This is a genomic window from Micromonospora sp. DT41, assembly GCF_049841715.1.
Lineage (GTDB): Bacteria > Actinomycetota > Actinomycetes > Mycobacteriales > Micromonosporaceae > Micromonospora > Micromonospora profundi.
This window is the reverse complement of the sequence record NZ_JBNCKU010000009.1, coordinates 66,270-89,199: the sequence shown is the minus strand read 5'-3', so window position 1 is coordinate 89,199 and position 22,930 is coordinate 66,270. Positions and strand designations below refer to the sequence as shown.

Genomic DNA, 22,930 nt, shown 5'->3' with positions numbered 1-22,930 from the left:
TTCAGGGGATCAGGGCGGTGGGTTCGGCGATGCAGGCGGTGCCGATCCGGCGGAAGCCCACCCGCAGGTAGACGCGGGCGATCTCCTCGCTGCCAGCGGACAGGAACACGAGGTCGGTGCCGGCGGCGAGCAGGTCCCGGGCGAGGGCGGCGGTCAGCGCGGCGCCCATCCCGCGCCGACGGGCGGCAGGCAGGGTGGCCACCCCGGCGATCTCCGCCACGTCGTCCACACGCATCGCCATGCCGCTTGCCAGCGCGCCCTCCGTAGGCGTGCCGGCCAACGCGGAGATCCGCCGACCATCGGCGATCCGGGCACGCTCCTCTTCCAGCGCGGCCAGCTCCAACTCGGTGACGGCCGCGTCCCGCTCGGCCGGTCCGGCCTCGCCGGGCGCGGTGCCGGGGGCGCCGAACGCCACGGCGGCCACCGCCCGCCGGGCCGCGACGTCGGCGGCGAAGTCCGGTGAGTCCGCAGCCAGCACCCGCACCGGTACGTCGGACAGCGTCGCCGGGTCCGGCAGCGCGGCCGGATCGAGCACCATCAGTGGTGCCTCAAGCACGTTCAGCCCCGCCGAGCGGGCCACCGCCAGCAGCTCAGGTGTGGTTTCGTGCACCCACTCGAGGGCCTCCGGCAGGCCCAGTTTCCGCTGTCGCTCCCGTACCGAGGTAATGTCGGCCAGGGACGGCGGCTCAGCGGCGTCGATCCGGGGTCGGGCGTAGAACGGCCAACCGGGGCCCTCGCGGACGAACAGCACAAGCGCACCGTGGTCCTCCACAGCGGCGACGTCCCGGGGCACGGCGTCGTAGAAGCGTTCCAACCGGTCGAAGACGTCTTTGTGTAGCGAATCCACCGCGCGAGACTACACGTCCCAGACTCTGGGCGGTGTGATCAATCTTGACTGGCCTTGCGCTGACCGCCCTAACGTAGACTCAATAGACCCCGGGCCGACGTCGTCCCTCACCATGATCAGACCTGAGTGACGACAGGAGGCCCGGTGGCCTTTCCGTACCCGCAGAGCCCGCAGGCTTTGCCGACGCCCGGCCCCCGCCCGTCCGCGCAGGGGCTCTACGACCCGGCGCATGAGCACGACGCCTGCGGGGTGGCCTTCGTAGCGGACCTGCACGGCCGACGCTCACACTCGGTCGTCGCCAACGGGCTCGGAGCGCTCTGCCGGCTGGACCATCGCGGCGCCCGCGGCGCGGAGCCCAACACCGGCGACGGGGCCGGCATCATGATCCAGGTCCCGGACGCGTTCCTGCGCGCGGTGGCCGACATCAAGCTTCCGCCTGCCGGCGAGTACGCCACCGGCCTGGTCTTTCTCCCCGACAACGACGACGACGAGGCTCGCGCCCGCCGGGTCATCGAGAAGTACGCGGTGGTCGAGGGGGCCGACGTCCTCGGCTGGCGGGACGTGCCGGTGGAGCCGTCCGGGCTCGGCGAGACCGCCCTGGCGGCGATGCCCCGGGTTCGGCAGGTCTTCCTGGCCGCACGTCGGCTCACCGACTCGCCCGCCGGCCGGGCCGGCACCCCGCTGCGCGACATCGACCTGGACCGGGTGGCGTTCTGCCTGCGTAAGCAGGCCGAGCGGGAGAGCGCCGAGCGGGGCGTGCCGGCGTACTTCCCGTCGCTGTCCAGCCGGACCATCGTCTACAAGGGCATGCTCACGCCCGATCAGCTGCCGGAGTTCTTCCCGGACCTGCGCGACGAGCGGGTGGACAGCGCGATAGCGCTCGTGCACTCCCGGTTCTCCACGAACACGTTCCCGTCCTGGCCGTTGGCGCACCCGTACCGGTTCATCGCCCACAACGGCGAGATCAACACGATCCGCGGTAACCGCAACTGGATGCAGGCCCGTGAGGCGCTGCTGCGCTCGCCGAACCTACCGGGCAACATCCGGCGGGTCTTCCCGGTCTGCACCCCTGCCGCCTCGGACTCGGCGAACTTCGACGAGGTCCTGGAGCTGCTGCACCTGGCCGGGCGGAGCCTGCAACACGCGGTGCTCATGATGATCCCCGAGGCGTGGGAGAACGATCCCGGCATGCAGCCGGACAAGCGGGCCTTCTACCGCTTCCACGCGAGCCTGATGGAGCCGTGGGACGGGCCGGCGTCGGTGGCGTTCACCGACGGCGAGATCGTCGGCGCGGTGCTGGACCGCAACGGGCTGCGCCCGGGGCGTTGGTGGCAGACGGACGACGGCCTTGTCGTGCTGGGCTCCGAGGCGGGCGTGCTCGACCTCGACCCGGCCCACGTGGTCGCCAAGGGGCGGCTCCAGCCGGGAAAGATGTTCCTCGTCGACACCGCCGCCGGCCGGATCGTGCACGACGACGAGATCAAGTCCGAGTTGGCCGCCGCGCAGCCGTACGGCGAGTGGCTGCACGCCGGGCTGATCGAGCTGGACGACCTGCCGGCTCGCGAGCACACCGTCTACACCCACGACTCGGTCCGCCGCCGCCAGCAGACCTTCGGCTACACGCAGGAGGAGCTGAAGATCCTCCTCGCGCCGATGGCCCGTGCCGGTGCCGAGCCGATCGGCTCGATGGGAACGGACACCCCGATCTCGCCGCTGTCCACCCGGCCGCGGCTGCTCTACGACTACTTCCACCAGCTCTTCGCCCAGGTGACGAATCCGCCGCTGGACGCCATCCGCGAGGAGCTGGTGACCAGCCTGGCGTCGACGATCGGGCCGGAGGGCAACCTGCTCGACCCGAACGCGGCGAGCTGCCGGCAGATCGTGCTGCCGCACCCGATCATCGACAACGACGAGCTGGCGAAGATCCTCTCCATCGACGAGGACGGTGACCTGCCCGGCTTCAAAGCGGTCCGGGTCTCCGGCCTGTACCGGGTCCGGGAGGGCGCCGCAGGCATCAAGGCCCGGCTGACCGAGATCTGCCGGCACGTCTCCGAGGCCATCGAGGACGGCGTGCGCATCCTGGTGCTCTCCGACCGGGACTCCAACGCCGATCTCGCGCCGATCCCGTCGCTGCTGCTGACCGCCGCAGTGCACCAGCACCTGGTGCGTGAGCAGACCCGTACGCAGGTGGCGTTGATCGTGGAGTCCGGCGACTGCCGGGAGGTGCACCACGCGGCTGTCCTGATCGGGTACGGCGCGGCGGCGGTCAACCCGTACCTGGCGTTCGAGTCGGTCGAGGACATGATCGCCACCGGCGCGCTGACCGGCGTCGAGCCGGCCGTCGCGGTGCGCAACTACGCCAAGGGGCTCGGCAAGGGCGTCCTGAAGATCATGTCGAAGATGGGCATCTCGACTGTCTCGTCGTACTGCGGTGCCCAGGTCTTCGAGGCGGTCGGGCTGGACACCCGGCTGATCGAGCGCTACTTCCGGGGCACGCCCAGCCGCATCGGCGGGGTGGGCCTTGCGGGTGTGCACGCCGAGGTGGCCGCCCGGCACGCCCAGGCCTGGCCGCCGGCCGGCACCCCGGTCTCCGACCGGCTGGAGGTCGGCGGCGAATACCAGTGGCGCCGTGAAGGTGAGCTGCACCTGTTCAACCCGGAGACGGTCTTCCTGCTCCAGCACGCCACCCGCAGTCGGCAGTACGACGTCTTCCGGAAGTACACGGCGAAGGTCGACGCTCTCGCCGCGCAGGCCGGCTCGTTGCGCGGGCTGTTCACCCTGCGTACCGGGGTCCGTCCGGCGGTGCCGATCGAGGAGGTCGAGCCGGCCACCGAGATCGTCAAGCGGTTCGCCACCGGCGCCATGTCGTACGGGTCGATCTCGGCGGAGGCGCACGAAACGCTCGCCATCGCGATGAACCGCCTCGGCGGCAAGTCCAACACCGGCGAGGGCGGCGAGGACGTCGACCGGCTGCACGACCCGCTGCGCCGCTCGTCGGTCAAGCAGATCGCCAGCGGCCGGTTCGGCGTGACGAGCGAATACCTTGTCAACGCCGACGACCTCCAGATCAAGATGGCCCAGGGCGCCAAGCCCGGCGAGGGTGGCCAACTGCCCGGCAACAAGGTCTGGCCGTGGATCGCCCGTACCCGGCACGCCACCCCCGGCGTGGGCCTGATCTCGCCGCCGCCGCATCACGACATCTACTCCATCGAGGACCTCGCCCAGCTGGTCCACGACCTCAAGTGCGTCAACCCGGCCGCCCGGGTGCACGTCAAGCTGGTCAGCGAGGTCGGTGTGGGCACCGTCGCCGCGGGCGTGGCCAAGCTCAAGGCCGACGTCATCCTGATCTCCGGTCACGACGGCGGCACCGGTGCGTCCCCGCTGAACTCGCTCAAGCACGCCGGCACCCCGTGGGAGCTGGGGCTCGCCGAGGCGCAGCAGACGTTGCTGCTCAACAAGCTGCGCGACCGGGTCACGGTGCAGGTCGACGGCCAGCTCAAGACCGGCCGGGACGTGCTGATCGCGGCGCTGCTCGGCGCTGAGGAGTTCGGCTTCGCGACCGCGCCGCTCATCGTCTCCGGCTGCGTGATGATGCGGGTCTGCCACCTGGACACCTGCCCGGTGGGCATCGCCACCCAGAACCCGGTGCTGCGGGAGCGGTACACGGGCACCCCTGAGTTCGTGGAGAACTTCTTCCTGTTCCTCGCCGAGGAGGTCCGCGGCTACCTGGCCGAGCTGGGCTTCCGGTCGATCGAGGAGGCGATCGGGCAGACCGAGTTGCTCGACGTGGCCCCGGCGGTGACGCACTGGAAGGCGCACGGGCTCGACCTCGCGCCGGTCCTGCACCTGCCGGAGCTGCCCGCCGGCGCGGCCCGCCGTGGCGTACGCGCCCAGGACCACGGCCTGGACCAGTCCCTGGACAACGAGCTGATCGCGCTCGCGCAGCCAGCCCTGTCCGCGGGTGCGCCGGTGCGGGTCGAGGTGGCGGTGCGCAACGAGCACCGCAGCGTCGGGGCGATGCTCGGCGGTGAGGTGACCCGCCGGTTCGGTGGCGAGGGGCTGCCCGACGACACCATCGAGTTCGTGTTGCACGGCACCGCCGGGCAGTCGTTCGGCGCGTTCCTGCCGCACGGGGTGACCCTGCGGCTGCACGGCGACGCCAACGACTACGTGGCCAAGGGCCTCTCCGGTGGGCGGATCGTCGTCCGCCCGGACGCCGCCGCGCCGTTCCTCGACGCCGACGCCACACCGGGCGAGCGCGCCGAGGACCAGATCATCGCCGGCAACACCATCCTGTACGGGGCCACCGCCGGTGAGGTCTTCCTGCGGGGCCGGGTGGGGGAGCGGTTCGCGGTGCGCAACTCCGGCGCTGTCGCAGTGGTCGAGGGTGTGGGCGACCACGGCTGCGAGTACATGACCGGCGGGACGGTGGTGGTGCTCGGCGCGACCGGCCGTAACTTCGCCGCAGGCATGTCCGGCGGTACGGCGTACGTGCACCGGCTGGACCGGGCCCGGGTCAACGCGGAGCTGGTCGACCTGACGCCGCTGGGTGAGCAGGAGCAGGCGCTGCTGCACGAACTGGTCCAGCGGCACGTGGCCGAGACCGGCTCGTCGGTCGCCGAGGAGTTGCTCAAGCGCTGGCCGGAGGCGGTGGCCGAGTTCACCGCCGTGGTGCCCCGCGAGTACCGCCGGGTGCTGGAGATCATGCGGGCCGCCGAAGCCGCCGGCCGCGATGTCGACGACGCGGTGATGGGCGCGCTCAGCGCACCCTCTGCCGCGCCCGTTCCGCCCGCTTCGCGGGTGGTCGCCCAGGAGGTGGCCCGTGCCTGACCCGAACGGTTTCCTGCGCTACGACCGGCGACTGCCGGCCCGCCGCCCGGTGTCGGTGCGGATCAGCGACTGGCGTGAGGTGTACCCACCGGCCGGCGAGGAACTGGTCCGCGAGCAGGCCACCCGGTGCATGGACTGCGGCATCCCGTTCTGCCACGACGGCTGTCCGCTGGGCAACCGGATCCCGGACTGGAACGACCTGGTCCGCACCGGTAGCTGGGACGCCGCAGTGGAGTCGCTGCACGCCACCAACAACTTCCCGGAGTTCACCGGCCGGCTCTGCCCGGCGCCCTGCGAGGCGGCCTGCGTGCTGGGTATCGCCGGCGGGCAGCCGGTGACCATCAAGCAGGTGGAGGTGGAGATCGCCGACGCCGCCGCGGCGCGTGGCCTGACGCCGCTGCCGGTACCGCCGCCGTCCGGCCGGTCGGTCGCTGTGGTCGGCTCCGGGCCTGCGGGCCTGGCCGCCGCCCAGCAACTGGCCCGCGCCGGTCACGCGGTGACTGTGTACGAGCGCGACGACGCGATCGGTGGTCTGCTCCGGTACGGCATTCCGGACTTCAAACTGGAGAAGCGGCACATCGACGCCCGGCTGGCGCAGCTCTCCGCCGAGGGGGTGCGCTTCCGCACCGGTGTGAACGTCGGCGTGGACGTCACCGCCGAGCAGTTGCGCGCCGAGCACGACGCGGTGCTGCTGGCCTGCGGCGCGTTGCAGGGCCGGGACACTCCGGAGACCCCGGGGCGGGCGCTGCGGGGCGTACACCAGGCGATGGCGCATCTGGTCGCGGCCAATCGTGCGGTCGCCGCAGCGGGCACCGACAAGCCTGACGGCGCTGTCACCACCGGCGAGGGCCGGACGGCCCGCGCGGTGCTGCCGGACGGCACTCCTATCGACGCGGCCGGCAAGCACGTGGTGATCATCGGCGGCGGTGACACCGCCGCTGACTGCCTCGGTGTCGCGCACCGGCAGGGTGCCGCGGGCGTGCACCAGCTCGACCTGTACCCGCAGCCGCCCGGCGAGCGCGACGAGGCACGGGACCCGTGGCCGACCTGGCCGTGGGTCCTGCGCAGCTACCCGGCGCACGAGGAGGGCGGCGATCGGGTCTTCGCGGTGGCGGTGCAGGAGTTCGTGGACGACGGCACCGGTCAGGTGCGGGCGGTCCGGATCGCCGAGGTGACTGTGGAGAAGCACGACGGTCGACGGGTGGTCACAGTGGTGCCCGGCTCCGAGCGGGAGTTGCCGGCGGATCTGGTGCTGTTGGCGATCGGCTTCGAGGGCACCGAGCAGCAGCCGCTGTTGGCCCAGTTCGGGGTGACCCGCAACTCCCGGGGTGCGATCGACGCCCGCGACGACTGGCAGACCGACGTCGACGGCGTGTTCGTGGCCGGCGACATGCACCGGGGAGCCTCGCTGATCGTCTGGGCCATCGCCGAGGGTCGTGCGGTGGCCGCCGCCATCCACGGCTTCCTGGGTGGTGCGGGGGCGCTGCCGGCACCGGTCGGCCCGGCCGCGCAGGCCCTCGCCGCTCGCTGATCCCAGGGCGTAACCAGGTCACGGTCCGGCCGGCGCGGCAGCTTCTGCCCGCTGGCCGGCTGAGACAGCGGTCACCCCCGGCTGCCCTCCTACGGGGCAGGGCACCTGCCGGCGCTGGTCAACTGGATCGAGCGGGTCCACACCGGGCTCGTGACAGCCGGTGAGGACTATCCCTTCCTGCTGTACGGCACCGACTGGCTGGCCTTCGCCCACCTGGTGCTGGCGGTGACGTTCTGGGGGCCGCTGCGTGACCCGGTGCGCAACGTCTGGGTGGTGCAGGTCGGCATGATCGCCTGCGCGGGCATCGTCCCGCTGGCGCTGATCTGCGGCCCGATCCGCGACATCCCCTGGTTCTGGACGCTTGTCGACCTGTCCTTCGCCGTCGGGGCGTTCCCGCCGCTCTGGTTCGCCTACCGGCACATCCGTGCCGTCGAAGCGAGCATGGCCGAGCCGGCAGGTGCCCCGGCAACTTTGGGACGGTAGGCGCCCGCCCGCCTCGCCCGCCTGCCCCGCGGTCCCGCCCGCCAACGCCGGGGTTGCCGCTGACGCAAGCCCGGGCCGAGCCGGGCTCACCACCCGTGACGATCCCGCCCGCCCGGGGGCATCTGCGCGCGTCCTTTGCTCTGCTTCAACCCACGCAACAGTCGATCACGATTTTTGTTGCGTCAGTTGAAGCAGAGCAAAGGATGTGTGGGGATGCCACCGAGCCGGCGGCAGCACCGGGCTGGGGACGGCGACGAGCCGGTGCGGGCTGTGGGGTGCTTAAAGGTGCGGCCGTTCCGTTGAAGGTCCAGGTTGGACGTGCGGAAGGCCCGCCGCGTGCGGCGGCGGGCCTTCCGAGTCGACGGTCGAGGTCGACGGTCGAGGTTGAGGGACTAGCTAGTGCGACAGCAGGTCGTGGGCTTCGCGGATCTTGGCCCAGGACTTCGGCTCGGTGGGCGGGCTGGCCTTGCGGGCGACACCTGCCACGTCGGGCCGTCCGGCGGTGAACAGCCAGGTGGTGAAGAGGTCGTCCAGGTCCAGTCCGGAGATCCGCTCGGCGAGGGCCTGGAACTGCGCGATGGTGCCGTTGCCGTAGCGATGCTCGGCGGTCCAGGCCGGCAGGATCGCGAAGAACGCATCGTCGCCGACCGCCAGCCGGAGCTGGTGCAGGGCCATCGCGCCCCGGTCGTAGACGGCGTTGTCGAAGATCCGTGCCGCACCCGGGTCGCCCGGCAGCACCTGCCAGAACTCCGAATCGGCCGGGTAGCTGGCGTAGGTGAAGTCGAAGACCTCCTGCGCGGTGCCCTCGCCCTGCTCCTCCGACCACAGCCACTCGGCGTACGAGGCGAAGCCTTCGTTGAGCCAGATGTCGCGCCACCCGGTCACCGACACCGAGTCACCGAACCACTGGTGGGCGTTCTCGTGGACCACCACGTACGTGTTGGCGCCGCGCCGCCAGAAGCCCGGGCCGTACACCGGTCGGGTCTGCGTTTCCAGGGCGAAGCTGATGCCGTCGACAGGCCCGGCCACGCCACCCTGCGCCTCGAACGGGTACGGGCCGAAGATCCCGCTGCACCAGTCGACGATCTCGCCGGTCCGCTCGATGCTGGCCCGCGCGGCCGGCCCGAGCGCGCCCAACGACGTGCTGTACGCGTTGATCACCGGCTGGCCGCCGGGCGTGGTGTCGGTGACGATGTCGTACTGGCCGATGGCCATGAAGGCCAGGTAGGTGGCGGTGGGGGAGGTGGTCCGCCAGATCCACCGGGTGCGGTTGCCGGGCTCGGCCAGCGGTGGCCGGGGCTGCACGCCGTTGCTGATCACCTCGACGCCGGTGGGCACCGAGACGGAGATGTCGAATGTGGCCTTGTCCAGGGGGTGGTCGTTGCTCGGGAACCACCACCAGGCCGACTCGGGCTCGTTGACAGCGAGCGCCCCGTCGTCGGTGCGCGTCCAGCCGGTGTAGCCGCCGATGAGCGTCTCGGACGGGATTCCGTTGTAGCGCACCACGATCGTCAGCTGCTGGCCCCGGGTGATCGTGCGGGCCGGGGTGACCACCAGCTCGTGCGCGCCCTCGGTGCTGGTGCTGGCCTCCCAGCCGTTCACCCGCACCGACTCGACGTCGAGCAGGAAGTCCAGGTTGAACCGGGAGAGGTCCTGTGTCGCGGTGGCGAGGATCGTTGTGGTGCCGGTGAGCAGGTCGGTGGCAGGCTCGTAGCGCAGCCGGACGTCGTAGTGCGAGACGTCGTAGCCGCCGTTGCCGTAGTCGGGGAAATAGCTGTCGCCCAGGCCGGGCGCGCCGGGTTGCGGCGCGACCATGACGCTGGGCCGCCCCCAGGCGGTCGGCGCGGCCTGGCCGGGGGTGCCGGCGAGCATGGTGCCGGCGGTGGTGAGGGTCAGGGCGGCGGTGGCCGCCGTGAGGATTCGTCGCACCGGGTGGACTCCCTCCATCGAGTGTTCGCCAGGCCAACCTAATCGACGACCGTGAACGTCGCTGGCCCGCCGCGCGGTGCTGACGAGCTATTCCATTGATCTGCATGTTTCGCTAGCATTACCGCCTAGTAACAACTGTTCCGTCCCTGGCCACGCGCGCGGTCGCAGGATCCCACCACCCCTGTCCTGTGGAGGTCCGTCATGCCCCACCGCCCGCTGGCCCGCGCCCTCGCCGCGCTTGTCGCCCTCTTCGCCGCCGCCCTCGGCGCCGTGCTGGTTCCCGGCACCGCGCAGGCTGCCGCCGTCAACTACGTCGCGCTCGGCGACTCCTACTCCTCAGGTGTCGGCGCCGGCCCGTACGACACGTCCGGTTGCCTGCGCAGCCAGAAGTCGTACGCCCCGCTCTGGGCGGCCGCCCACGGCGTGACCAGCTTCAACTTCCGGGCCTGTGGCGGCGCGGTCACCGCCGACGTCCTCAACGACCAGGTGAGTGCGCTCAGCGCCAGCACCACACTTGTCACGATCACCATCGGTGGCAACGACGCCGGCTTCGTAAACGTCATCACCAGTTGCCGGTTCGGCAGCACGTCGTCCTGCACCAACGCCGTCAACACCGCAAAGACCTTCGCCACCTCGACGCTGCCCGCCCGGCTCGACGCCACGTACGCCGCAATCCGCAACCGGGCGCCCAACGCCCGACTGATCGTCCTCGGCTACCCGCGCCTGTTCGAGACGAACTCCTGCGGTCTGCTGGCGATGAGCACCTACAAGCGCACCATCCTCAACGAGGCGGCCGACGTGCTCGCCTCGGTCACCGCGAGCCGGGCCAGCGCGGCCGGCGCCACCTTCGCCGACACCCGCGGCTACTTCTCCGGGCACGGCGTCTGCGCCGGCGACCCGTGGATCAACGACATCTCGGGGATCATCGAGGCCTACCACCCGGACGCCGACGGCTACCGCTACGGCTACCTGCCGGCGCTGAACGCGGTCACCGGCTGACCCGCACACAGTGCCTGGCGGTCGACGGTCCACCGCGGACCGTCGACCGCCGCGCGCCGACCCGAACCGTGTGCGCCGCGTCGGTACTGTGCCGGTGTCACCGCCGTCCGTTAGGGTTTCGGCGAACCGGACGGCCGTGGCGTGGGAGGCAGAGCGTGGGCAGGCTCGCGTCGGCGTACGGGCAGGCGGTCACCGCCCACCGGGCGGCCCGCGTCCACCTCGACACCGCCCGGGGCGCGCTCGGCGTGGCGCCGCCCCCGACCACACAGTCCGGCGAGTCCGACCTGGTGGCGCGCCTCGCGCGTCTCGGCGGCGCGCTTGCCACTCCCACCCCGGGGGCCACCGGGCTGACCGACGTGCCGGCCCCCGTGCGCGTCGGCGAGGCGTCCACACCGGACGGCGGTTTCCCGGTGCTCGTGCCACTCGGCGGCGGTCACCACCTCGCCCTGGACACCGACGCCCGCGACGGCCGGGTCGCCGCGCTGCTGCGGGCGCTGGTGCTGCGGGTTGTCGCCACCGCGCCGCCCGGCCACGTCCGGGTCGCCGGCATCGACACCACCGCGCTGGGCGCGACCTTCGGCCCGCTGCGCCCGCTGCTCGACGCCGGCGTCCTCGACCCGCCGGCCACCGCCGACGCCGAGGTGAGCGCCCTGCTGGACGCCGCCGAACGGCACGCCCGCGCCGCGCAGCACGCCGAACCGCACACCCGGCGGTTGCTGCTCGTGGTGGCCACCGCCGCCCCACCGCCGCGCGAGCTGGCGCGACTCGCCGCGCTCACCCACGCCGGCCCGGCCGCCGCCGTCTGCGTGCTGCTCGCCGGCCACCCCTCCCGGCTGCCCGGCGAGACCTCGCCGCCGCTGGGCGGCACCACCGCCATCCGGCTCTTCGAGGGGTACGCGCACGTCGGCGATCCGCCCGGCACCCCGTTCAGCGCCGACGGCCAGGGCCTCGCCGCACCCGTGCGGCTCGACGGCGATCCGCCTCCCGCCTCGGTACGCGCGCTCGCCGAGCACCTCGGCGCCGCCGCCCGCCGCACCGAAGCGCTGCCCTTCGCCGAGTTGCTGCCCGAGCGGCGCTGGGCCGAATCCGCAGGCAACGGCCTGCGGACCGTCATCGGCCGTGCCGGCTCCGGCCCGCTGACCGCAGCCGTCAGCACCCCGCTGACTGGTGCCTTCGACACTCCGCTGACTGTCGCCTTCGACGACGCCACCCCGCACTGGCTGGTGGGCGGGCGCACCGGTGCCGGCAAGACGGTCTTCCTCCTCGACGTCCTCTACGGGCTGGCCGCCCGCTACTCACCGGCCGAGCTTCAGCTCTACCTGCTGGACTTCAAGGAGGGCGTCAGCTTCACCGAGTTCGTGCCCACCGGGCGTGACCCGTCCTGGCTGCCGCACGCCCGCGCCGTCGGCATCGAATCCGACCGGGAGTACGGCCTCGCCGTCCTTCGTGAACTGCGCCGGGAGGCACAGCGTCGGGCCACCACATTCAAACGGCACGGCGTCACCAAACTCGCCGACCTGCCCCCGGCCAACGCGCTGCCGCGCATCGTGGCCGTCATCGACGAGTTCCATGTACTGCTCGCCGGCAACGACGCGCTTGCCCGCGAATCCGTCGACCTGCTGGAGGAGTTGGCCCGCAAGGGGCGTTCCTACGGCGTGCACCTGGTGTTGGCCAGCCAGAGCATGACCGGCATCGAGGCGCTCTACGGGCGGGCCGAGGCGATCTTCGGGCAGTTCGCGTTGCGGGTGGCGCTGCCCGGCGGGGGTGGGGTGCTCGACCCGCTCAACGACGCGGCGGCGGCCCTGCCGATCGGCTCCGCCGTTGTCAACACCGCAGCCGGCGCGGTAGGCGCCGACACGGTGCTGCGTTTCCCCGACGCGCACGCCGCCGCCGCCGACCTCACCGCGCTGCGCCACGAGCTGTGGCAGGCACGCCCGCAGGGCTCGCGCGCACCGGCGGTCTTCAAGGGGTACGAGGCGGCGCGCGTCGAGGACGATCCCACGTTCACCGGGTTGCGCCCCGGTGGCCGCCGCCCGATGGCCCTTGTCGGCCGGACTGTCGACGTACACGGCACCACAGCGCTCTTCCTCATGGACAGCACCCCGGGCCGGCACCTCGCCGTCGTCGGCACCACACCGGGCGGCGCGGACGTGCTGCGCGCCGCCACACTCAGCCTGGCCCGCCAGCACACCCCCGGCGACGCCCGGTTCCAGCTCGCCTCGCTGGTCAGCGCCGCCGACCCGGTCGCCGACGAGACCGAAGCCGCCCTGCGGGCCGCCGGTCACCCGGTGCACCGCCTGGACACCGCCGGGTTGCGTGACCGGATCGCCGCCTTGGCCGCCGAGTCGTCCGGGCGCGAATACCTTGTGGTGTTCGGCATGGACGCCGCCGCGCCGGCCCTCACGGCGGCCGACCCGGTGACCTTCCGCTCCGGCCTGGACGACCTGCGTACCCTGCTGCGCCACGGCCCCGCCCAGGGTGTGCACCTGCTCGGCTGGTGGCGTGGGCTGCGCCGGCTCGCCGACGACCTCGGCGGCACGCAGAACCGCGACGACGTCGCCTGCCTCGTCGCGCTCAACGTGCCCGGTCCGGAGCTGGCCCTGCACCTGGGGGTGCACGACCTGGCCTACACGCCGCGCGCCGACCGGGCCCTGCTTGTCGACAGGCACGACCAGCGGACCAGATTGATCGTGCCGTTCGCCCGGGACGGGCACGAGCCGGACGGGGAGCGGTGACGGTGTCCTTCGAGGAGTACGCGGCGTTGGCCCGACAGCTCGCCGAGCAGCGCCGCACCGGCGAGCGGGACGCCGCTGCCGAGTCCGAACGCCGTCGCGACCTGCACGCCACCGCCGACTACCTGCACCAGCGGCTGACCGCCCAGGGGCACCGCCTCGACCAGCTCGGCCGCGCGATCGGCATCGACCAGCCGCCGGCCGGCCCGCCACCCGGGCCGGGCAACGACGCGCCCACGTCGGGTGCGGGCGCCCCGTTCGGCCCGCCACCGGCAACCGGGTCCTCCGCCACCTGGCCCGGCCCGCCCACCGCACCCGGATCGGGGGACGGCGGGTCCGCCGGCGCAGCCGGCCCGCCGGGGCGGTCGGGTGTCGAGGCGTACCCCCAGATGCCCGAGGCGCGGCTGGCCCTGCCGACGGCGGCGAGCCCGGCGGGCGTCGGGGTGCCGGCGCAGCGCGCGGCGGCGGTCGACCCGGCGATGGAGCTGGAGCTGGCGCGGCGGATGGCCGACGAGGCGGACCGGCACGGGCAGCAGGCCGAGTTGCTGGCCCAGCGGCCGGCGCTGCTGCCGACGTGGTCGCCGCTGGCGCGGGCGGTCGCCGTCTACGCCGGCTGCGGGGCGGCCGCCGGGGTGCTCATGCTGACGCTTGTGCTCGCCTCCGGGGTCGGCCTTGTCGACGGCTTCACCCTCGGCGCGTGGATCTGTGCCGGGCTGCCGGCGCTGGCGTTCTTCGGCGGATACCTGGTGCTGGGCCGGTGGGGGAGGGCCCAGACGGTGGCCGGAACCCCACCGCGCTACCTGCCGCTGGGGTTTCTGATCTGCTTCCTGCTGGTGCCGCTGGGCTACTGCGCCTACCTGCTGCTGTTCCGCGCGCTGCGCTGAGCGCTCCCGGCCCGCCCCAGCTCGGTCAGCTCCTGATCCAGCAGGTCAGCCAGGCGCTCGAACCGGTCCGGGTGGTTCTCCCTGGTGATTCCCCGGCTGGGCATCTCGACTGTCATCAACAGGTACAGGTGCAGGCGGTAGAGGCTGAGTCGTCGCAGGGCGGCCTCGTCGAAGACCACCGGGTCGGGCGCGGCGGCGCGGTAGCCCCGCAGGAACGGGTGGTCGGGGTCGTCCTCGATCCGCCGGTACAGCACTGGGGACACCAGGTCCATCAGCGGATCGCCGAAGAGGAACCGCTCGCCGTCGACTATTCCGCGCAGGCGCAGGGTGCCAGCGGCGTCAGCTCCGGGTTCGGGTTCGGGTTCGGCGAGCAGGTTGCCGTCCCAACCGTCGAAGTGCAGCAGCGCCGGCCGGCGTACCTCGTCCAGAGCTGACGCGTACCGCTCGGGCAGCTCCCGGATCCGTGCCGGCGAGGTGGGCAGCGGCACGTCCCAGTCCACCGCGTCGGCGAGCAGGCCGTCGAGCATGGCGGCGAAGGCCTCGCGCCACGTCACGCCGCTGGCTCGGCCGCCGTCGTACCCGTAGCGGTCGCCGCTGACCCGGTGCAGGGCGGCGATCGCGGCGCCGAAGTCGTAGCGGGCCGGGGAATCGTCGAGGTGCCGCTCCGACGCCGACCACTCCCAGAGCGACCGTCCCGGCAACAGGCCGCTGACCAGCCACTCGCCGAGGTCCGGATCGTTGCCGTGGTACAGCAGCGGTGGCACCGGCACCTGCGGCGCGTACGTGGCCACCAGGTGGAAATACCGGGCTTCGGCCCCGCACAGGCCCTGCTCGTAGCGCAGCAGCGGTGCGTCGGGCGGCGGCGCCACCTTCAACACCACAGCGCGCCCGTCGTCGAGCGCCACCTGCCACACCGTCGCGAAGCCGCCCCCTTCGAGCCGCCCGCAGTCCACCACCCGGCGGTCCGCGCCGAAGGACGCCTCGACGAAACACTGCACCTGATCGCGGTCCAGTGACCGCTGGGTGCGGCTGAGCCCTTCCACCTGTCGTGCCCGCCTCCCCGTCGTGACGCCCGTCAGAGTGCCAGAACCGTCGGAAAATCATCGCCCCGCTCGTGTCGCTGTCGACAGGCGGTGCGATTCGATAGGCTTCCTGGTATGACCGGATCGGTGAGCAAGAAGTCGTTCTCGCTTCCGCAGGATGTGGCTGAGCGCTTGGAGCGTGAGCCCAACGCCAGCGCGTACGTCGTCGACACGATCCGGGCACGGATGCGCGCCGAGGATCTCGACGCCGAGTTGGCCCGTCGGGGCATGACCGTGACGGCGGAGGGACAGGCCCGCGCCAGGGCCCAACGGGCTCACGTCGAACAGGAGTGGTCGCCTGGTCGACGCGCCGCGCTGCGTGACCGTTCCCGCCGCGCGGCGGCCGACCTGCTCGACGGCTCCGGCAGCCAAGCCCCGGCGGCATGACGAGTGCCGACGCGCCGTCGGTCCGGCTGATATTGGATCGGTCCGCGCTGCTGGCCTACGTGGCCGGGTCCATGGACGTCGCCGAGCCCCTCCACGAGGTTGCCCACGACGGGGTCCGGTTCGGTGTGCCGGCGGTGGTGGCGGCCGAGGTGTTGGCGCTGGTGGACGATCCGGGCGATCGTGCGGTGTTGCACCGGCTGCTCGAACGTCCCGCCTGCGCGGTGCTGCCGACCTGGGGTGAGGACTGGCAGGAGTTGGCGTACTGGCGCGTGGTCACCGGTCGGGTCGACCTTGCCGCCGCCGTGATGGCTGTCCTGGAGCATGACGCCTCGGTGCTGACCAGCGAGGGTAAGGCGTACGGCGACGGCGGTGACCTGCCGGTCATCCGCTTTCCCGGCTAGAGCGTCCGGCCGGCTCAGCGGGTGATGCGGATCGTCTGTTCGAAGTTCGCGTAGTCACAGCCGTTGTCGCCGCAGACCTCGGCGTTTCCGCCGATCAGCGCCTCGCCGTTGTGCAGGACGCGTCCACCCTCTGCCACCCACGCCCGGCCGGACGCGGTTCGCGGCTCACCGGAGCAGGAGAGGGGTGCCCAACCGGAGGCGTACGCCACGGTGTTGCCCGAGCGCTGCCTGATGATCAGCTCGGTGCCGCCGGACATGCCGGCCGGGCAGGTGACGGTGAGGGTGACGTCCAGGGCGACGCCTTTCGCGACGAGGGTCGCGGACGTGACTTCGAGGGTGCTCGCCGCGCTCGCCGGCGACGGCGTCAGCAGGGCGAACAGTGACAACCCGAGCAGTGCGATGGTGGTGGTGATGCGGCGCACGGCGGTTCTCCTGTCAGGAGTGGCTGCTTACCTGCGGTCACCGTATCCGTCGACGGCGCTCACATCCATCAATCGATCGTGGGTTGTTCCGTGGACGTGCGCTCGATGATGACGACCGGGATCTCGCGGTCGGTCTCCTTCTCGTAGCGGGCGTACGTCGGGAAGACCTCGGTCATCACCGGCCACAGCCGGGCCCGCTCCTCGGCGGTCGCCGTACGGGCCCGAGCGGCGAACCGTTCCGCGCCGACCTGGACCTCCACCGCCGGGTCGGCGCTCAGGTTCAGGTACCAGGCGGGGTGCCTGGCAGCGCCGCCGTTGGATGCGACAAGCACGTGGTCGTCGCCGTCGCGGCCGTACATCAACGCGGTGCGGCGCAGCTTGCCCGACCGACGTCCGCGGGTGGTGAGCAGCAGCGAAGGTACGCCGTGGAAAGTGCCCCCGTCGGCACCGTCGGTCTCGACGTAGCGTCGGATGTGGCTGGCGACCCAGCCGACCGGGCTGTCCTCGATCGTCTCGTGCTGGTCCTGCGCGGTCACGCCATCGCCTCCGTCATCGAACCGGGGCCTGTCGATCAGCCCTGTCGATCATATGTGGAGGGTCGCGTGGTGTGGCCACGTCGTGCGGGGCGTAGGCCCGTGCAGATCAGGTGCGCGAGCGCGGCAGGCAGCACTTCTTGTACTTCGCGCCCGATCCGCACCAGCAGGCGTCGTTGCGGCCGGGCGGCCAGGACGTCAGGCTCACCTCGTCGAGGCTGTCGGCGTACCCGTCGAGGGTTTCCTCGTTGACGGGGTCGTCGCCGGCGAAGGCAGCCAGGCCCTCGACGGTGCCGGCGACCACGCCCAGGTCCGCGCCGCCCAGCCCGGACGCCTCGGTGAGCGCGCGTTCGATCTGGGCGCGATGCTCGTCCCACGTCTTCGGGTAGCTGTCGACAAGCGCGGGCCAGCGCTTCAGCAACGCGGTGAACTCGGCCTCCGGCCAGAACAGCAGCGTCGCCGGGCCGTCGTCGAGCGCTTCGAGGGCGTGGTTGCTCGCGGCGCGTAGCCGGTCGGCGAGGTTGTCGTACTCGTCGTGGGGGAGACCCATCTCCTCGCGTAGGTCGTGTCGCTGCTGAGCCAGGCCGTAGATCATGGCGGCGGCCTCGTCCTGCGCGTCCTCGGAGGTGTGCTGCTGGGTGCGGGTCCGTTCCAGGATCGCGTCGAGCGCCCCGGTGATCCATTCCAGCGCCGTCTCGGCGTGGCCGGATTCGGACAGCTCGTCGATGAGGTACGTGGCGTCGGGGTTGGTCTCCAGCAGGGGACGCAGCCCGGTCAGCTCGGCAAGGCCCTCGTCCTCGCGGTCGAGGCGCAGCAGCAGGCCGCCGCGCACCGCGCGGGCGTACGCGTTCTCGTCGGGCTGTTCGGCGATGGCGCGGGTGGCCAGTGCGAGCGCGTCGGCGAGGTCGCCGGCCTGCTTCAGGATGTCAACCGCGACAAGCAGCGCGTACCCGGTGTCGTCGGGGTCGGCGACCCGTCCCTCGTCGACGGCGCTTACCAGCTCGGCGGCCAGCGCGGCCGGATCCGGGCTGTCAAGGCCCCGGGCGCCGATCTCTTCGATCCGGTCGGCGGTCAGCAGTTCGGACATGGGCGCATTCCTGACGGCGACGAGCGGTGGGCGGGAAAGCGGCAAGCGTACCCCCGGGCAACGCCGGAGCCCGCGACGGCGGGCCGCCGTGGGCTCCGGTGCGCTCAGCGGGTCGCGTGTACGGGAGCCAACTCGCCGGCTACTTCCGACTCGACGACCGTCGTGGTGGTCGGCCGGCGATCGGCCGACGCCCGCCGGGCGGACGGGACGGCGAGGGCCGCGAGCGCGGCGGCGAGTGCGATCCCCGTGAGGACGAGAAACCCGGTGGTGAAGCCGGCCTCCCGGGGAAGTCCGTTGGCCTGCGGGTTCGCGGTGATCACTCCGCTGACCACGGCCGCGCCGATCGCGCCGCCGATGGTGCGGATGTTGGCGTTCATGCCGGTCGCCGCGCCGGTCTGGTTGGCGGGCACGCTGGCGACGATCAGGTTCGCCATCGAGGCGAAGGCCAGGCCGATACCGAGGCCCATGAGGCCACCGGCGATGCCGATCTGCCAGCGGGCGTCGTGCGCGACGGCCAGCATCGCGGCGGCGACCACGTTGAACATGGCGCCGGTGGCGAGCTGCGCCTTCGCGCTGAACACCGCCTGAAGGCGGCTGGCGGCGAGCCCGGCGACGAACATCGCGACGAGCATCGGCAGCAGGAGCAGCCCTGACTGGCCGATGGTGGCGCCGAAGCCGTAGCCGGCCACTGTCGGGGTCTGCACGAACTGCGGCAGGAACGCGTACACGGAGAACATCGACGCGCCGTAGAGCAGGGCGACCAGGTTCGTGGTCCAGACGCCGGGCAGGCGCATCATCCGCATGTCGATCAGTGGGTTGGGCGAGCGCACCTCGGCGACCAGCCAGCCGACAAGCAGCACCACGGCGAGCGCCAGCAGGCCGAGCACCCAGGCGGAGGTCCAGCCCCATGCCCCGCCCTGGCTGATGGGCAGGAGTAGCGCGACAAGCCAGCCGGAGAGCAGGAGGGTGGCGCGCCAGTCGACGCGGCCGGGGCGGCGTACCGGCGACGGCGGCACGAACAGGTAGGCGACCACGGCTGTCAACCCGACAACGACCATCGGGATCCAGAACAGCCAGCGGTAGTTCAGCGAGTCCACGATCGGGCCGGCGAGCACGACGCCGAGCCCACCGCCGACGGCGACGACCGCCGAGATGGCGGCGACCGCGCTGGAGACCCGGGCGGCGGGGAACTCGTCGCGGATGATGCCGAACGACAGTGGGAAGACACCTCCGCCGATGCCCTGCACGACCCGGGCGACGATCAGCACGCCGATGTTCGGCGCGACGGCGGCCACCAGACAGCCGAGGGCGAGCGCGGCGAGCGAGACGACGAGCATCCGCTCTTTGCCGACCATGTCGCCGATCCGTCCGAGGATGGGCGTGAAGATCGAGGCGGAGAGCAGATACGCGGTGAGGATCCAGGTCACTGTGTTCTGGGAGGTGTGCAGGTCCTGCTGGATGGTCGGCAGCACCGGCGTGATCAGCGACTGGAGCATCGCGAAGAACCCGGCGCCAGCGGCGAGCACGGTGAAGGTGAGCCGACGCGAGCTGCGTCGGGAGGTCACTGCCACGAGAAGGGAACTCCCCTGGTTGCGTACGGAACGAGATTTCTGGGCCTGCGGTCTGGAGGCGGAGGCGGCGGGCCCCCGGGCGGTCGGGTGGCCAGACGGATCGGGTGGGCCCGGGGTAAGCTAAGCGGAGGCAAGCCTCCGGGATTTACGGAGGGGTGCCTCCAATAACTTAGCGGAGGACTGCCTCCGCTTGCAACGGTGAGGTGACCCACGTCATGTCCAGCGGCGGACCGATGCCCGAGGTCTTCGCACGGCGACCCAAACGGGCCGACGCGCGGCGAAACTACGACGCCCTGATCGCCGCCGCGCGCGACGCGTTCGCCGAGAACGGCGCGACCGCCTCCCTGGAGGACGTGGCCCGGCGTGCCGGGGTGGGCATCGGCACGCTCTACCGCAACTTCCCGACCCGGCAGCACCTCTTCGAGGCCGTCTACGTCGAGGAGGTCCGGGCGCTCAGCCGCTCCGCCGAGGACTTCGCCGAACTGCCCCCGTGGGACGCTTTCGTCGCGTGGCTGCACCGCTTCGTCGCGTACGCCGCCACCAAGCGGGCGCTCGCCGAGCAGTTGCTGCACGACTCGGAGATCTTCCGGACCTGCCGTACGGAGATCTACGCGGCCGGCGAGCCGTTGATGTGCCGCGCGCAGGCTGCCGGCGTGGTGCGCGACGACATCGGATTCGACGACGTGTTGCGGCTGATCAGTGGCCTCACCATGGCCCAGTTCCCCTCACCCGGGCAGCGCGACCGGGTGCTCGGCGTGGCCCTCGACGGGCTGCGGCCCCCGGCCCTGACCCGCTGACCGCTCAACGGTCGACGAGTAGCAGCCACTCGTCGTCGAGCTGGTCGACGACAGTTCCCGCCGGCCAGCGGTGACCGCTGTCGACCACCGCCCGAGCCTGCTCGACCTGCGGTGGCCGGCTGAACTGGGCGTCGCGGAAGCTTGCCATGCTGTGGAACCTGGCGCGGCCGAAGTTCGCCGCGTCGGTGAAGCGGGCACCGTCGAACAGCGCCTCCGCGCCGAACACCGTCCAGCGGAACAGCGCCATGCTCGTGAAACGGGTGGCGTGGAAGCTGGCCGACGCCCCGAACTCGGTGTGCTCCATCGACAGCGCCCCGACAAACGTGGCCTCCCGGAACGAGACGGCGTCCTCGAAGCGTGTCGCGTCGAAGCTTGTCGGCTGGCCGAAGCTCGCCCACCGGAACGAGGCCGGGCCGGCGAAGCTGGCCCGCCGGCAGGACAGCCCGTCGAACGCGGCGCCCTCGAAGTCCGCCGAACCGGCGAACCGGGCACCGTCCAGCACGACCTCCCCGTCGGCGTCGAGGCCGTCGAAGACCACGTTGTCGAAAGTCGCCGCCCCGAACAGCAGCGGCCCCCGCGCCGTCGCGCCCGCGAAGCTCGTCACGCCGGTGAACACCGCACGCGTGAAGTCCGCGTCGACGAGAGTGCAGCCGGCCGCGTCGAAGTCGACGAGCGCGGCACCGGTCAGGTCCAGCACGACGTCCGGCCAGTGGTCCGCGGCGTCGGCGCGCAGGTGCCGGGTCAGAACGCGCTGCGCGGTGCGCCGGACCTCCGTCTCGCGCGGCTCGTCGTCCGGCGGCGGCATCCGCAGGTACGCGCACAGCACCGCTACGATCGTCGCCCGCTGCGCCGGATTGTCCTGCCCGAGGCGTTCCAGGGCGTGCAGCCCACCGAGGCGTACGGCAGCGCTGTCGTTGCCGAGCAGTTCGACAGCGCGGGTGTACAGCTCGGTGAGCCGGCGTTCGACGGCGTCGTGCTCGGCTGACCGGGACTGCCGGTCCTGGTGGAGCTGCGCGGCCTCGGCAACGGACTCGGCGTGCGCCTGCACCCGGTCGCGGTGGGCCTGGTCGCGGGCGGCCACGCTCTCCTGATGCCGTTGCGCGCGCTCGGCGATCCACTGGCGGCGTGCTGCCAGCAGCAGGGCCAGGCCACCGCCGGTGCCGGCGACCACTGTCAGCCCGGTACGGATCGCGTCGATGCGCAGCGTGGCGCGGGTGTCCGGCTGGCCGGCCCGGTCGGCTTCGGTGAGCAGCAGATCGAGCACCAGCCAGCCCAAGGCGACGGCGGCCAGCAGGCCGACCAGGACCAGCCACCACGGCATCACCCGCAGTTGGCGTTCGGGAGGTTCGTCCGCAGCCACGGCCACAGCATGCCAGCCACCAACTCCGTCCGATATGGAGCTTGGTGGTTATGCCCGTTTGCACCCCCGGCGGCACAACGGGTTACCCGCGCGTAACAAGCCATTGACGTTTCCAAATTGTTGCGGGCATCATCGTCGCACGGTCGACCGGACACCCCACCCACCTGCCCGGCTCGCCGGGTGCCTCCCCCCAGAGGTGCCGCCATGCTGCTCCGAAAGACCGCCCTCGCCCTTACCCTCGCCACCGCCGCCGTCCTCGCCACCACCACCCCGGCGGCAGCCGCCCCCGCTCCCGCGCCGGCCGCAGCGGCGGCGGCCAGAACCGTCATCGTGGTGGGCGGGCTCAGTGGCATCGCCGTCGCGTACGAGCCGATCGCCAACCGGCTGCGCGCCGACGGCTACCGGACCTTCATCTACCAACTGCCCGGCCTCGGCCTCGGTGACATCCCGGCCTCCGCCCGCGCGTTCGCAGGCTACGTCGAGCAGGTACGTGCCAGCACCGGAGCCTCCACCGTGGACGTCGTCGCCCACTCCGAAGGTGGCCTGGTCAGCCGCTACTACCTCAAACGACTCGGCGGCACTGCCACCATCGGCAGGTACGTCAGCCTCGGCACACCGCACTACGGCACGTACGTGGCGAACATCGTTGCGTTCCTCGGCCTCGGCAGCTGCGCCGGAGTCGTCGCCTGCCAGCAGATGAGCATCGGCTCGGCGTTCCTCGCCGATCTGAACGCCGGCGACGACACGCCGGGCGCGGTGCGCTACACCACCGTCCGCACCCTCCAGGACGAGCTGGTCCGTCCCACCGGCAACGCCGCCGTCAACGACGGGGCGACGAACGTGCTGATCCAGACGTACTGCCCGCTGCGGGTCGTGGGGCACCTCGGCCTGGTGCTCGACGGTACCGCGTACACAATCGTGCGCGGCGCCCTGGCCGACGGCCCGGTGCGACCCAACTGCCTGGCGGTCTGACCGGCGTGGGGGGGGGGCGCCCCGGCCCCCCCCCCCCCCCCCAAAGTAACTCAAACAACCCGGAAAAAAAAAAAAAAAACAAA

Annotated in this window: 17 protein-coding genes and 1 pseudogene; 10 read left to right on the top strand and 8 right to left on the bottom strand. The window is 72.1% G+C overall.

Going from position 1 to position 22,930, the window contains the following annotated elements:
- Position 1: 1 nt before the first annotated feature.
- On the bottom strand, positions 2 to 847 hold the full coding sequence (locus ACLQ23_RS18345) for a GNAT family N-acetyltransferase (RefSeq protein ID WP_355592935.1): 846 nt from the start codon (positions 845 to 847) through the stop codon (positions 2 to 4).
- Positions 848 to 991: 144 nt separating this feature from the next.
- On the opposite strand from ACLQ23_RS18345, the gene gltB reads away from it, so the two are divergent.
- From gltB to ACLQ23_RS18330, 3 genes and pseudogenes are all read left to right on the top strand, one after another.
- A complete protein-coding gene (gene gltB / locus ACLQ23_RS18340) occupies positions 992 to 5,677 on the top strand; it encodes a glutamate synthase large subunit (RefSeq protein WP_425735520.1) in 4,686 nt (1,561 codons plus the stop codon).
- Positions 5,670 to 7,208, top strand: a complete 1,539-nt coding sequence (locus ACLQ23_RS18335) for a glutamate synthase subunit beta (RefSeq protein WP_425880876.1) — start codon at positions 5,670 to 5,672, stop codon at positions 7,206 to 7,208. The genes gltB and ACLQ23_RS18335 overlap by 8 nt, the downstream gene beginning before the upstream one ends.
- Positions 7,209 to 7,304: 96 nt before the next feature.
- Positions 7,305 to 7,691: pseudogene (locus ACLQ23_RS18330) on the top strand (hypothetical protein); the annotation flags it as partial.
- A 396-nt stretch (positions 7,692 to 8,087) separates the two neighbouring features.
- Here the strand turns inward: ACLQ23_RS18330 and ACLQ23_RS18325 are convergent.
- Positions 8,088 to 9,620, bottom strand: a complete 1,533-nt coding sequence (locus ACLQ23_RS18325; protein WP_355632710.1) for a M1 family metallopeptidase — start codon at positions 9,618 to 9,620, stop codon at positions 8,088 to 8,090.
- A gap of 201 nt (positions 9,621 to 9,821) precedes the next feature.
- Here ACLQ23_RS18325 and ACLQ23_RS18320 point away from each other — a divergent pair, with 201 nt between their 5' ends.
- The 3 genes from ACLQ23_RS18320 to ACLQ23_RS18310 all read left to right on the top strand — a co-directional run bounded on the left by ACLQ23_RS18320 (position 9,822) and on the right by ACLQ23_RS18310 (position 14,235).
- Complete coding sequence (locus ACLQ23_RS18320; protein WP_355592927.1) at positions 9,822 to 10,619, top strand: SGNH/GDSL hydrolase family protein; 798 nt, start codon at positions 9,822 to 9,824, stop codon at positions 10,617 to 10,619.
- A 155-nt stretch (positions 10,620 to 10,774) separates the two neighbouring features.
- Positions 10,775 to 13,354, top strand: coding sequence for an FtsK/SpoIIIE domain-containing protein (locus ACLQ23_RS18315; RefSeq protein ID WP_425880875.1), 2,580 nt, complete (start codon positions 10,775 to 10,777; stop codon positions 13,352 to 13,354).
- Positions 13,355 to 13,356: 2 nt separating this feature from the next.
- On the top strand, positions 13,357 to 14,235 hold the full coding sequence (locus tag ACLQ23_RS18310) for a hypothetical protein (RefSeq protein WP_355632200.1): 879 nt from the start codon (positions 13,357 to 13,359) through the stop codon (positions 14,233 to 14,235).
- Here ACLQ23_RS18310 and ACLQ23_RS18305 read toward each other — a convergent pair.
- On the bottom strand, positions 14,205 to 15,278 hold the full coding sequence (locus tag ACLQ23_RS18305) for a phosphotransferase family protein (RefSeq protein ID WP_425880874.1): 1,074 nt from the start codon (positions 15,276 to 15,278) through the stop codon (positions 14,205 to 14,207). The two genes, ACLQ23_RS18310 and ACLQ23_RS18305, sit on opposite strands and share 31 nt — an antisense overlap.
- A gap of 114 nt (positions 15,279 to 15,392) precedes the next feature.
- On the opposite strand from ACLQ23_RS18305, the gene ACLQ23_RS18300 reads away from it, so the two are divergent.
- Positions 15,393 to 15,704, top strand: coding sequence for a hypothetical protein (locus ACLQ23_RS18300; RefSeq protein ID WP_355592919.1), 312 nt, complete (start codon positions 15,393 to 15,395; stop codon positions 15,702 to 15,704).
- Entirely contained in the window at positions 15,701 to 16,105 is a 405-nt protein-coding gene (locus ACLQ23_RS18295; RefSeq protein ID WP_425880873.1) for a hypothetical protein, read from the top strand. Before ACLQ23_RS18300 ends, ACLQ23_RS18295 begins: the two co-directional genes overlap by 4 nt.
- A 14-nt stretch (positions 16,106 to 16,119) precedes the next feature.
- On the opposite strand, the gene ACLQ23_RS18290 is transcribed toward ACLQ23_RS18295, so the two are convergent.
- The 4 genes from ACLQ23_RS18290 to ACLQ23_RS18275 form a co-directional block, all read right to left on the bottom strand.
- Positions 16,120 to 16,527: a hypothetical protein gene (locus ACLQ23_RS18290; RefSeq protein ID WP_355592916.1), complete on the bottom strand. Its 408-nt coding sequence runs from the start codon at positions 16,525 to 16,527 to the stop codon at positions 16,120 to 16,122.
- 68 nt (positions 16,528 to 16,595) lie between these two features.
- Positions 16,596 to 17,063, bottom strand: a complete 468-nt coding sequence (locus ACLQ23_RS18285) for a nitroreductase family deazaflavin-dependent oxidoreductase (RefSeq protein WP_425880872.1) — start codon at positions 17,061 to 17,063, stop codon at positions 16,596 to 16,598.
- Between the two features lie 106 nt (positions 17,064 to 17,169).
- The gene (locus tag ACLQ23_RS18280) at positions 17,170 to 18,147 is read right to left on the bottom strand and encodes an SEC-C metal-binding domain-containing protein (RefSeq protein WP_425880871.1); all 978 of its coding nucleotides are present in this window, start codon (positions 18,145 to 18,147) and stop codon (positions 17,170 to 17,172) included.
- Between the two features lie 104 nt (positions 18,148 to 18,251).
- On the bottom strand, positions 18,252 to 19,718 hold the full coding sequence (locus ACLQ23_RS18275; RefSeq protein WP_355632181.1) for an MFS transporter: 1,467 nt from the start codon (positions 19,716 to 19,718) through the stop codon (positions 18,252 to 18,254).
- Between the two features lie 215 nt (positions 19,719 to 19,933).
- Between ACLQ23_RS18275 and ACLQ23_RS18270 the strand changes: the two genes are divergently transcribed.
- Positions 19,934 to 20,515, top strand: coding sequence for a TetR/AcrR family transcriptional regulator (locus tag ACLQ23_RS18270; RefSeq protein ID WP_209273180.1), 582 nt, complete (start codon positions 19,934 to 19,936; stop codon positions 20,513 to 20,515).
- Between the two features lie 4 nt (positions 20,516 to 20,519).
- Here the strand turns inward: ACLQ23_RS18270 and ACLQ23_RS18265 are convergent, their stop codons facing one another.
- Positions 20,520 to 21,875: a pentapeptide repeat-containing protein gene (locus tag ACLQ23_RS18265; RefSeq protein ID WP_355632178.1), complete on the bottom strand. Its 1,356-nt coding sequence runs from the start codon at positions 21,873 to 21,875 to the stop codon at positions 20,520 to 20,522.
- Between the two features lie 204 nt (positions 21,876 to 22,079).
- Between ACLQ23_RS18265 and ACLQ23_RS18260 the strand changes: the two genes are divergently transcribed.
- Positions 22,080 to 22,847, top strand: a complete 768-nt coding sequence (locus ACLQ23_RS18260; protein ID WP_355592906.1) for an esterase/lipase family protein — start codon at positions 22,080 to 22,082, stop codon at positions 22,845 to 22,847.
- Positions 22,848 to 22,930: the final 83 nt, after the last annotated feature.